8 protein-coding genes are annotated in these 11,463 nt (G+C 69.1%); 1 reads left to right on the forward strand and 7 read right to left on the reverse strand.

From position 1 onward, the window contains the following. Positions 1 to 39 precede the first annotated feature (39 nt). The 7 genes from trxA to IE247_RS03150 form a co-directional block, all read right to left on the reverse strand. Positions 40 to 375: a thioredoxin gene (gene trxA / locus IE247_RS03120; protein ID WP_190121251.1), complete on the reverse strand. Its 336-nt coding sequence runs from the start codon at positions 373 to 375 to the stop codon at positions 40 to 42. Positions 376 to 420: 45 nt separating this feature from the next. Beyond that, the gene (gene trxB, locus IE247_RS03125) at positions 421 to 1,395 is read right to left on the reverse strand and encodes a thioredoxin-disulfide reductase (RefSeq protein WP_190121252.1); all 975 of its coding nucleotides are present in this window, start codon (positions 1,393 to 1,395) and stop codon (positions 421 to 423) included. A 126-nt stretch (positions 1,396 to 1,521) separates the two neighbouring features. Further along, positions 1,522 to 2,424 carry an RsmA family anti-sigma factor gene (locus IE247_RS03130; RefSeq protein ID WP_190121253.1) on the reverse strand — a complete coding sequence of 301 codons (903 nt, stop codon included), beginning with the start codon at positions 2,422 to 2,424 and terminating at the stop codon, positions 1,522 to 1,524. Then, the gene (gene sigM / locus IE247_RS03135; protein WP_190121254.1) at positions 2,421 to 3,122 is read right to left on the reverse strand and encodes an RNA polymerase sigma factor SigM; all 702 of its coding nucleotides are present in this window, start codon (positions 3,120 to 3,122) and stop codon (positions 2,421 to 2,423) included. Before sigM ends, IE247_RS03130 begins: the two co-directional genes overlap by 4 nt. A gap of 24 nt (positions 3,123 to 3,146) precedes the next feature. Continuing rightward, positions 3,147 to 4,859 carry a protein kinase family protein gene (locus tag IE247_RS03140; RefSeq protein WP_190121255.1) on the reverse strand — a complete coding sequence of 571 codons (1,713 nt, stop codon included), beginning with the start codon at positions 4,857 to 4,859 and terminating at the stop codon, positions 3,147 to 3,149. A gap of 117 nt (positions 4,860 to 4,976) precedes the next feature. Continuing rightward, on the reverse strand, positions 4,977 to 7,298 hold the full coding sequence (gene murJ / locus IE247_RS03145) for a murein biosynthesis integral membrane protein MurJ (protein WP_190121256.1): 2,322 nt from the start codon (positions 7,296 to 7,298) through the stop codon (positions 4,977 to 4,979). Between the two features lie 45 nt (positions 7,299 to 7,343). Then, positions 7,344 to 9,704 carry a DUF6049 family protein gene (locus IE247_RS03150; RefSeq protein WP_190121257.1) on the reverse strand — a complete coding sequence of 787 codons (2,361 nt, stop codon included), beginning with the start codon at positions 9,702 to 9,704 and terminating at the stop codon, positions 7,344 to 7,346. A 226-nt stretch (positions 9,705 to 9,930) separates the two neighbouring features. Between IE247_RS03150 and IE247_RS03155 the strand changes: the two genes are divergently transcribed. Further along, complete coding sequence (locus tag IE247_RS03155; protein WP_190121258.1) at positions 9,931 to 11,379, forward strand: CCA tRNA nucleotidyltransferase; 1,449 nt, start codon at positions 9,931 to 9,933, stop codon at positions 11,377 to 11,379. The last annotated feature ends 84 nt before the right edge of the window (positions 11,380 to 11,463 follow it).

Here is an 11,463-nt window from a genome sequence, read left to right on the forward strand (position 1 = left end):
CACGTGAAACATCAGCCGCCGGAATTGGCGGCGCTGCCGCTAGTTGCCGGCGATGAAAGGCTCAAGGTCGCGAACGATCGCGGCCTTGGGCTTGGCGCCGACGATGGTCTTGGCGACCTCGCCGTTCTGGTAGACGTTCAGCGTCGGGATGGACATGACGCCGTACTTGGCGGCGGTGGCCGGGTTCTCGTCGATGTTGAGCTTGACGATCTCGATCTGGTCACCGTGCTCGGCCGCGATGGCCTCCAGGGACGGCGCGATCTGGCGGCAGGGACCGCACCAGGCGGCCCAGAAGTCCACCAGTACGGGCTTGTCGCTCTTCAGGACGTCCTCTTCGAAGCTGGCATCGGTAACGTTCTTCAGCTGGCCGGCCACGGCGGCCTCCTTCTGTCTCGGGGGGAGGTAGGGGGGAACTGCGGATCAGACCGCGGAGGTCTTCTCCGGCTCGGCGACCTTCTCGCTGTCGGCGAGTGCGGCGAGGTAACGCTCGGCGTCCAGTGCTGCGGAGCACCCGGTCCCGGCGGCGGTGATGGCCTGCCGGTAGGTGTGGTCGACCACATCGCCCGCGGCGAAGACGCCGGTCAGGTTGGTACGCGTGGACGGTGCCGCAACCTTCAGATAGCCCTCGTCGTCCAGGTCGAGCTGACCCTTGAAGAGTTCCGTCCGGGGGTCGTGGCCGACGGCGATGAACAGGCCGGTGACGGCCAGCTCGGAGGTCTCGTCCGACTTGGTGTTCCGCAGCGTGAGGCTGCTCAGCTTCTGGTCGCCGTGGATTCCGACGACCTCGCTGTCCCAGGCGAAGGAGATCTTCGGGTCGGCGAAGGCGCGCTCCTGCATCGCCTTCGAGGCGCGCAGGCTGTCACGCCGGTGCACGATGGTGACCGACTTGGCGAAGCGGGAGAGGAAGGTCGCTTCCTCCATCGCCGTGTCACCGCCGCCGATCACAGCGATGTCCTGGTCCTTGAAGAAGAACCCGTCGCAGGTCGCGCACCAGGAGACGCCACGGCCGGAGAGCGCGTCCTCGTTGGGCAGTCCGAGCTTGCGGTGCTGGGAGCCGGTCGTGACGATGACGGCCTTGGCCCGGTGTACCGTGCCGGCCGTGTCGGTGACCGTCTTGACGTCGCCCGTGAGGTCGACGGAGACGATGTCGTCCGGAATCAGCTCGGCGCCAAAACGCTCGGCCTGGGCCCGCATGTTGTCCATGAGGTCCGGACCCATGATGCCGTCGCGGAACCCAGGGAAGTTCTCCACATCGGTCGTGTTCATCAGCGCGCCGCCTGCGGTGACAGCGCCCTCGAACACCAGCGGCTGCAGTGATGCGCGCGCGGTGTAGAGCGCCGCCGTGTAGCCGGCCGGCCCGGAGCCGATGATGATGACGTTACGGACGTCGCTCACGGGTTGATTCCTCGTCTCTGAAGACTGTGCTGCTGTCTACTGGGCCGAGTCAATGACTCTCATCCCACCCAACGGATCCTAAGGGGCTTGCATTCCCAGGATCGCAGCGCAGCGCGTGAGAACGCCTCAGTGGCGAGGGTAAGCGTCCTTGAGGAGGAGCTTTCCGGTGGACGAGGGAGCGGAATCCGCGCATGTGGAGGCGACCACATAGGCCTGGACACGCAGATCGTCCGTCTGGTCGGGGAAGACCACCAGATAGGCGCTCTCGCCGTTGTACACACCGGGCTCGGCCGCCAGGGGACTGTCGGCGCGGCCGGTGGCCCGCTGAACACAAGGGGGTACGGTCGGTGTGTTCTCCATCTGGGCGGCCGGGGAGTGTTCCTCGGTGCCGAAAGTCTTCGAGCTCCTGACCCTCGCCTCGGGGACGGGGGAACCGGCCTCGGCGAGGGCACGCACCCGGGTATCGAGGCCGGGGGCGGAGAAATCCGTGCCGGGGGCGGACGCCGACGGACGGCCCTGGCTCTCCGAGACAGCTTCCTGACTGTCGCCGCTCTTGTCCGTCAGGGCCGCCGGGAAGAGCAGTGCACCCACACCGAGGGCGGCCGCTGTGAAGAAGGCGCCGATGACCGCGGTGGCGCGTCGGCTCCGGCGCTTGCGGCCGGGACCGGTCGTCCCCTTGGCCTGTCCCGTCGGGCGGCTCGGGGAGCTGGGCTCACGCTGGTGGACGATGGGCGATGTTTCACGTGAAACACGCGCGGCGGCGTCGGGCGCGGTCGAGTCCAGCAGGGCCTCGGCGGCCAGGGCCGCGTCGATCCGCTCGGCGATGTCCACCGGCATCCGAGCGCTCCCGGGGAGCGTGCCGAGCAGCCCCCGGATCTCCTCCAGAGAGGCTTGGACATCGGCACAGAGCGCACAGGCGTCCAGATGGAGCCGGAGAGCGTTGCTCTGTGACGGGGGCAGCAGTCCTTCGGTGAGATCGGAGATCTCCGAGACGTCCGGGTGCTGAGTCATATCGGCCGTGGATGTCATGTGAGCCCACCTCCGCCCTTCGCAGCGGCAGGGTCAGGCCCTGCGTCCCTTTGTCCCGATGCCGGTGGGACGGAATCCCCCGGCGTCCGGTTCCTTCCCCTGCCGGGTTCGCTCCTATCCCCGGCGTCACCGCGCAGATGGGTGAGCATGGGCAGCAGTCGTGCCCGTCCCCGTGCGCAGCGGCTCTTGACGGTCCCGACCGGCACCTCAAGGATCCGGGCCGCCTCCGCGACCGGGTATCCCTGCATGTCCACCAGCACCAGCGCGGCCCGCTGATCGGCGGGAAGCTTCGCCAGCGCGGCCAGAAGCTCCCGATTGAGGTCCTGGCGCTCGGCCGGAGCCTCCGCGGACTCATGCGGCTCCAGGAGCCGCTCAAGGCGCTCGGTGTCGTCGACGGGGGAGGTCTTGCGGGAGGCCGCCTTGCGGGCCCGGTCGAGACAGGCGTTCACGGTGATCCGGTGGAGCCAGGTGGTGACGGCGGACTGGCCCCGGAAGGTGTGGGCGGCGCGGAAGGCGGAGACGAAAGCGTCCTGCACCGCGTCCGCCGCCTCCTCACGGTCCCCCAGCGTGCGCAGGGCGACCGCCCAGAGCCGGTCACGGTGTCGTCTGACAAGCTCACCGAAGGCATTCGGGTCCCCCGCCACATGGCGGCCCAGGAGATCCTGGTCGCTCGTGTCGCGGCGTATCGAGTCGTCCAACGGTGAGCCCCCTCCCTGCTGCCGTCAGCTGACGATCTTGATCTCCGCGACCTTGCCCCGGAACTGACCGGGGCCCGACGGCGGGAGGTCCGTCAGCCAGACCAGAACGTACCGTGACCGCACCGGCTTGCCGGGCTTGAGGGCCACATTCGTTCCGGTCCCCTCGGCGACGGTGTCGAACCCGGTCGAGAGCGTGGGCTGTGACACGGCGCTCTCGGGCGCCGCCCGCAGCTGCACCGTGGTGTCGCCCCCCAGGAAGGACACATCGACCGTGCCGATCTGCTGGACCTTGCCGAGGTCGAGGACGATGCCGAGACCGTCCTTGAGCCGACCGAAATCCGGGCTCGTGTACCAGTTGGTGGTCCAGGACGTGTTGGGATCGCCGTCGTAGCTGTTCACTATCTCGGCCGGCTTCTCGGAAGGCGGCTGGCCGTACGGGTCGAAATCACTGGCACTGACGATGGCGACCGGCTTGCCGGAAGCGGCGGCGGTGTCCTTGCCGTCGTTCTTCTTGTCGTCCTCGGACTGCGAGACACCCGGGTCCACCCGGTTGTTGTCCCGCTGGATCAGCTCGTCGGCGATCTGCCAGCTGCCGAGACCGAGAGCGGCGATCAGGAGGGCGGCCACGCCCCACTTCAGCACCTTCCCGGTACGGCTCTCCAGCGCGGCCGGATGGGTGGGCACGGGCTGGGTGACGGCCGGTCCCGGCCGGGCGGCGGGGCGCCCGTAGGTGCCCTGCTGGTAGGTGGTCCGCTGATACTCGGGCGGAGAGGCGAAGGCGGTCTCCGGCGGGCGGATGCGCGGCATCGCGGCGATGGCCTTGGCCAGCTCGTCGGGCGTGGTGCAGGGCGGCTCCTGGCGGGAGGCGGTCGCACCGTCATTGACCAGGGCGCGCATGGCCAGCTCGGAGAGGCCCCGGTGGATGCCGGCCCGCACCTGGTCCGGCGGGAGCAGCCCGATGCCCTTGGGCAGCCCGGAGAGCCCGTACGCGTTGTTCTCGTAAGGCCAGCGCTGGGTCAGGGCCGCGTACAGCAGCGCGCCGACCGCCTCCGTGTCGGTGCGCTGGGGACGCTCGGCGGTGATGCCGCGCAGGGCCGCGCTCACCGCGAGTCCCCGGATGCGGTACTGACCGGTGGAGGTCCGCAGCACGGCCCCGGGGGTGAGCCTCAGATGGGACAGGCCCTCACGGTGGGCGGCGGCCATGGCCTGAGCGAGCTGCTCGACGAGCTGGTAGGCGGCGTGCGGCTCCATCGGGCCCATGGAGAGCAGAGTGGTCAGCTCGGTCGCGTCGGGCAGCCACTCATGGACGACGTAGACGAGGTCGTTCTCCTCGACGGCGTCCAGCACCTGGACGAAACGCGGGTCTCCCAGCAGCGCGGCGGAGCGTGCCGCGGCGAGTACGGAACGGGCGCGGGGGTGGTCGGCGGGGAGCAGATGCACTCCGACGGCGCGGCGCAGCTTCTCGTCCACGGCTCGCCAGCTGCTGAAACCGTCCAGACGGGTGATGCACTCCTCCAGGCGGTAGCGCCTGGCAAGTCTGTGCCCGCTGTGCAGCTCGGGCGTGGCGATGGAGGGCTCGGCGCTCTTGCGCTCGCCGCCCGTGTCCGGCGTCTTCTTCTCCGCCGTGTCCTGAGTCTGAGCCGCCCCGTCGGTCGTGGCCTTGTCCGCCTGCGCGGTCAGCGGTTCGTCTCCGCTGTTGTCGGCCACGTCGACGGCAGCCGTGCTACGTTCCGCCACCGTCGTTCCTGCCTCCCCATCCGTTGCGCATAACCAACAGCCAAAGCCAATTGTGCCCACAGTCCGCTGCTATGCACGACACGCGACGGCGGACGATGGTTGTGCGAATTTCCGGGGCTAGCGTCCGAGGCGGCCGCGCACCATGCCGACGATGGAGTTCAGCTCCGCGATGCGCATCCGCTTCGCGGCGAGGAAGAAAACGCCCAGCAGGATGATTCCGCCGCCGACGAGCGCGGCCAGGGAGCCGAGCGCGCCACTGCCGAGGGCCTGGAGGATGGCGTAGGCCGCCGCGCCGCCGAGGGCGGCGGCGGGGACGGAGGCGATGCAGAGACGGGCGTAGGTGCGCATGACGTGCGAGCCGTCCAGGTCACCCCCGAGGAGCTTCTTCAGCCTGCGCCAGGCGACGCCGACGCCGACCATGTAGGCGAGGCCGTAACCCGCGGCCATGCCGACGACGGCCCAGCGCGCCGGGAGCAGCATGAAGCTGGCGACGGAGGCCGCGGCGTTGACCAGGGCGACGATGACCGTGTTGTAGAAGGGGGTCCGGGTGTCCTCGTACGCGTAGAAGCCGCGGAGCACGATGTACTGCACGGAGTACGGGATGAGTCCGAGGCCGAAGGCCATTAGAGTGAATCCGATGCCCCGGGCGCCGTTGCCCGAGCTGGCGTACAGCAGGGTCGCCATGGGCACACCGAGCGCCAGGAAGGCGAAGGCGCAGGGCACGATCGCGACCGCCGAGGTGCGCAGCCCGTAGGAGATGTCGTCGCGCACGGCGGCCGGGTCGTCGTCGTGGGCGGCCCGGGAGATCCTGGGCAGTACGGCGGTCATCACCGAGACCGTGATGATGGCCTGCGGCATCTGCCACAGCAGCAGCGCGTAGTTGTACGCGGTGATGCCGACGCCGTCGATGCCGTCCTTGGCGGCCTCCGAAGCGGCCCAGGTGGCGAGCTGGGTGACGACGATCATTCCGAGCTGGTTGGCGAGGACGAAGAAGAAGGTCCACTTGGCGAGCCCGAGGGCCTTGCCCAGGCCCTGGCCCTTCCAGTCGAAGCGCAGCCGCATCTTGAAGCCGGCGTCCCGCAGATACGGGATCATCGCCAGGGACTGGACGACCAGTCCGAGCAGGGTGCCGATGGCGAGCAGCCGGACGCCCTCCGGCGTGATGGTCGACTCGCCGACCTCGGTGTCGGTGAATCCGCCGAACGCCCAGATGAACGCGCCGAAGGTCGCGATGATCACGATGTTGTTGAGGACGGGGGTCCACATCATCGCGCCGAAGCGGCCGCGGGCGTTGAGGATCTGGCCGAGTACGACGTGGACGCCCATGAAGAACAGGGTGGGGATGCAGTACTGGGCGAAGGTGACCGCGACTTCCATCCGCTGCGGATCGGAGGCGATCGGGTTGGACAGCATCCGGATCAGCAGGGGCGCGGCCAGCACACAGAGGGTGGTGACGCCTCCGAGCATCACCACGACCAGGGTCAGCAGACGGTTGGCGTAGGCCTCGCCGCCGTCCTTGTCGTTCTTCATCGCCCGGACGAGCTGGGGGATGAAGACGGCGTTCAGAGCGCCGCCGCCGGCCAGCACGTAGATCATCGTGGGCAGGACGTTGGCGACCTGGTAGGAGTCGTTGAGGGTGCCGACGCCGATGGCGGCGGCCATCACCAGCGTCCGCAGGAAGCCGGTGATCCGGGAGACGATCGTGCCCGCGGCCATGACGGCGCTGGACTTCAGCACGCTGGAGGCCCGGCCGCCCGAGCTCTTGGGCGGCGGCGGAGGCGCGGGAGCGGGTTCCGTGGCGGGTGCGGGCACGGTCTGCACCGTGCTCTGCTGGTCCCGGAAGAGATGGGCGAAGGCGTCCTGCCCCTGGCCCTGCTCACGCTCCGGCTCGCCGGCTCGGGTGACCAGTTCGTCGACACCGGTGTACTGCGTGGTCCTGGCGTCGTCGCCGTACGGGAGATGGCGGGAGGGGCCGGCGGGCTCGGGCGGCGGCGTCTGGGCCCAGACCCGCGGGTCGGGAGCGTACTGCGGCGCGGGCGGCTGCTGGTACAGCGGCGGCGGCTGCTGGTAGGTGCCCGGGGGCGGCGGCGGGTGGGAGGCCCGGTCGTAGAGCGCCTCGGCCACCGGGTCCTGCGCGGACAGATCCTGCGCCCGGTACGGGTCCGGGGCGTAGGCGTCCTGGAGATAGGGGTCCGGGGGGTACTGCTCCTGGGCGTGCTGACCCAGGGCCCGGGGGTCCTGCGGGTAGGCGTCCTGGACCTGGGGGTCCTGGAGGTAGCCGTCCTGCGGGTACGCGTCGTGAGCCTGCGGGTCCTGGAGATAGGGATTCTGGGCGTACGGATCCTGGGCGGCGGGGTCGGAAGCGGGCTGGGGCGGAACCTGGCCCGCCGGGTCCGTGCCCGCGCCCTGACCGCGGTCACCGTCGTACGGCGCGTTCATTGCTACCCCACCTCATCGTCCCGGGCCGGCCGGCCACGACATCGCTCAACGGTCCACTTTCTCACCCGGGGCCGATGGGTTGCCGCTTTCCGGTCCGGTGTCCGGTGTCGGGTCACTCGCCTGCCCGGGATCCGAGCCGCCGGCGTCCCCTCCGGAGGGCCGCGCTCCGTCCGAGGGGCCGTCCTCGCCGCTCCCGCCGTCCGCGTCGTTCCCGGGTTCGGTGCCGGTGTCCTTCTCCGCCTGCTCCTGAGCGGAGGCCCGCTTGCGCTGGGTGTACATCCGCACACCCGCCAGGACGAGCAGCAGAACACCTCCCGCGATCACGAGCATCACCGTCGGAGTGATCTCGGAGACCTTGACGGTGAACCGCATGGGCTCGCCGTATGGCTTGTTGTCCTCGGTGTAGAGCTGGGCCGTCATCCGCACCTGGCCGTTCACATGCGCCAGGGCGTCGAACTTCACGGACTGGCTGTGACCGCCCTTCACCGTGATCGGCTGCTCGGCGACGCTCTTGTCGTCCAGGCTCAGACGGGAGGAGTTGTCCGAGCTGAGCCGCAGAACCAGATGATCGACATCCTGCACCAGCCGGTTCTGCACGGTGATCGGGATCGTGGCGCTCTGTCCGGACAGAGTGATCTGCGACTTCTTGATCAGCTGTACTTCTCCGGTGAGAACCTGGAGGTTCTCCCGCACGCTCTGGCGATACAGCGCGGCGGCGGCGCGGTGGCCCCGCCAGGACGTGGACATCTCCCGGTCGATGGCCCGGCCGAAGGGCGTCTCCACCCGGTCCATCTGCGTCAGGATGACGGTGAACTTGTCCAGGGCTTCCTGCGTCCTGCGGATGTCCTGGAACGCCTCGACCGGCAGCTCGCGCGCGCGCAGCTCGCGGGGGTACTCCGAGGCCGCCGGAATCCGGGTGTTCGCGCTGGTGTCGGGCTTGAAGGCGGAAGCCGCGACCAGGCCCATCGGCTGGGTCCAGTGCTCGGCCTTCAGACCGCCCAGGGCCCGGGCCATCGACTGCGCCTGGGACACGGTCGGCATCCGCTGGGGGGCGACGACCAGGCTCCGCTGCTTGTCCGTGTTCTGAAGGGTGACCGCCAGCGTCTGGGCGAGGAACTTCTGGATCGCCAGAGTCGACGTGTCGGTGTTCAGCATGTCGCCCTGGAAGGCCTTGGAGAGCCGGGCGTCGGCGACCACCGCCGTCGTTCCGCCGCCGATCGGGCGGGCCGCGCTGGCCGTGTAGTTCAGATCGTCCCGCAGGCTGTCGCTCCGGGCGATCACCTTGTCCGCGCCCGCCGAGGTGGCGACATCCACGATCGATGAGTCGATCGCACCGTCCACGGGCCAGGCGAAGTCGGTGGACGGCTTCTCGTGAATGATCGTTTCCACGGTCCGCTCGGCGACCTGGGTGGCCTGCTGGAGATGGCTGAGCGAACCAGGGACGTTCTTCCCCCGGTGTGCCAGGGACGCCAGATCGGGGTCGGCGAACGGCAGCGCGACCACCTCGCGGCCCTTGACCGCCGACTGGAGATCGGTCAGCCACCGCTTGGCGACGTCCTGATTCTTCCCCGCGACCGTGTCGTCGCCCTGCTTGACCTCGTACTCCTCCGTCATCGCATTGACGGTGGAGAGCAGGTCGGGATCTATCACCCAGGTCACGGGAAGACCCCGGCCGAGCGAGACGAGCTGCCCGAGCCTGCCTTCCGGAGCCAGCTCCTCGGCCAGCGACTCGTCCTCGAACACCGGGCTCTGCTGCTTGTCCGACCGGGTCTCGGAGGTGAGATGCGTCGTGGAGATCAACGGCCAGAGATAGGTGAGCCGGGTCTTCTTCTCCAGCGCCTCGGGCTGCCAGGGAAGGAAGGTCCGCTCGATCCCCAGCACCTGCCCGTACTGAGCGCTCGGAGTCCGTCCCGTCAGGGATACACCGAGCTGGTAGACACCGTCGTCACCGAGGTTCAGCTCGGAGACCGGGACGGTGAGCGAGAAGTCCCGGCTGATGCCGGAGGCGAGCTTGGGCAGCTTCACGGTGAATTCGTCGCCGACGGGCGCGCCGTCGGCCACGGAGTTGTAGCCGGTCCGCTGGGCGGCACGGTCGATACCGGTCCTGCCGATCAGCCGCGGACCCACCCGAAGGTCGATCTCCGCGTCGCTGACCGTCTGCCTGCCCTTGTTCACCACGGTGCCGGTGATGGTGAGCTTGTCGTCCTTCAGCGGGGTGGACGGCGCGACTGTGGTGAGCGACACATCCACCGTGCGCGAGCCCGAGGGCGCTTTGGGGGCGGCCTGCGCCGGGCCGCCGATCAGGCCGGCCACGAGCGGCACGCCGACGAGCGCGGAGGCTGTACGGCGCAGCCACCGGCGGGCAGGAGAGGGGGAGGTCTCCTGGAAGTCTGCCGCCTCGGCCACGCGCACGTCCGTCCTCGTCGTCTGATGCCGTTGGTCGCTGTCGCTCTATTGCGTCCACGCATGGTAACGAGGTGCGGCGCGCCGAAGTGCCGCGGACTGCCTCACAAGATCGCCGGGGCTTCCGGGCGGGTCCCGGGCCGGGGCCGCGGTGGCCCGGCGGGAAGGGCCGGGCGGCGGTCGATAAAGCGGGACGCCGTGGCCTGTGGGACACGTACCCTCTTCTGTTGTGCCGAACGCCAATGAAGACAGCCCCATCGCACTGAGCCAGGTGCAACGCCGTGCGGTTGCGGAACTACTGCGTGTAGCGCCCGTGGCCGATGATCTCGCGCGCCGTTTCCAGGACGCCGGGTTCAGTCTCGCCCTGGTCGGCGGATCGGTCCGGGACGCCCTGCTCGGCCGGCTCGGCAATGATCTGGACTTCACCACGGACGCCCGCCCCGAGGATGTTTTGAAGATCATCCGCCCATGGGCGGATTCGGTCTGGGACGTGGGGATCGCCTTCGGCACGGTCGGCGCACAGAAGAGCGGCTACCAGATCGAGGTCACCACCTACCGCTCGGAGGCCTACGACAGGACGTCCCGCAAGCCCGAGGTCTCCTACGGCGACTCCATCGAGCAGGATCTCGTCCGCCGTGACTTCACCGTCAACGCGATGGCCGTCGCCCTGCCGGAGAAGGAGTTCATCGACCCGCACCACGGTCTTGAGGATCTCGCCGCCCGGGTGCTGCGGACGCCGGGCACCCCCGAGGAGTCCTTCTCCGACGACCCGCTGCGCATGATGCGCGCCGCCCGGTTCGCCGCCCAGCTCGACTTCGAGGTGGCACCCGAGGTGGTCGCCGCCCTGAAGGACATGGCCGAGCGCATCGAGATCGTCTCCGCCGAACGGGTCCGCGAAGAGTTCAACAAGCTGGTTCTCTCCACGCACCCCCGCAAGGGCCTGGCGCTGCTCACCGACTCCGGTCTCGCCGCGCATGTGCTGCCCGAGCTGCCCGCGCTCCGCCTGGAAAGCGACGAGCACCACCGGCACAAGGATGTGTACGAGCACTCCCTGACCGTTCTGGAACAGGCCATCGACCTGGAGGAGGACGGGCCGGATCTGGTGCTCAGGCTGGCCGCGCTCTTCCACGACATCGGCAAGCCGAGGACACGGCGGTTCGAGAAGGACGGCCGGGTCTCCTTCCACCACCACGAGGTGGTGGGCGCGAAGATGACCAAGAAGCGCATGATCGCGCTCAAGTACTCCAACGAGATGGTCAAAGACGTCTCACGGCTGGTGGAGCTGCACCTGCGGTTCCACGGCTACGGGACCGGGGAGTGGACCGACTCGGCCGTACGGCGCTATGTGCGTGACGCGGGCCCCCTGCTGACCCGGCTCCACAAGCTGACCCGATCGGACTGCACCACCCGCAACAAGCGCAAGGCGAGCGCCCTGTCCCGGGCCTACGACGGGCTGGAGGAGCGGATCGCGCAGCTCAAGGACCAGGAAGAGCTCGATGCCATCCGGCCCGATCTGGACGGCAACCAGATCCAGGAGATCCTCGGCGTGGGTCCCGGCCCGATGATCGGCAAGGCGTACGCATTCCTGCTGGAGCTGCGCCTGGAGAACGGCCCCATGGAGCGGGACGCGGCGATCGCGGCGCTCAAGGAGTGGTGGGCGGCCCAGGAATCGCAGTGATCCGTCTGCACGGACCGCTGTTGTGTTTCACGTGAAACACAACAGCGGAAGCGTCGACAGGGGCGATGTTTCACGTGAAACATC

The sequence above is a fragment of the Streptomyces inusitatus genome, from assembly GCF_014651115.1.
GTDB lineage: Bacteria > Actinomycetota > Actinomycetes > Streptomycetales > Streptomycetaceae > Streptomyces > Streptomyces amakusaensis.

Bases quoted from the DNA above. Each gene is read 5' to 3' on its own strand.
- IE247_RS03130 (WP_190121253.1), bottom strand. From the start codon at position 2,424: ATGACATCCACGGCCGATATGACTCAGCACCCGGACGTCTCGGAGATC.
- murJ (WP_190121256.1), bottom strand. From the start codon at position 7,298: ATGAACGCGCCGTACGACGGTGACCGCGGTCAGGGCGCGGGCACGGAC.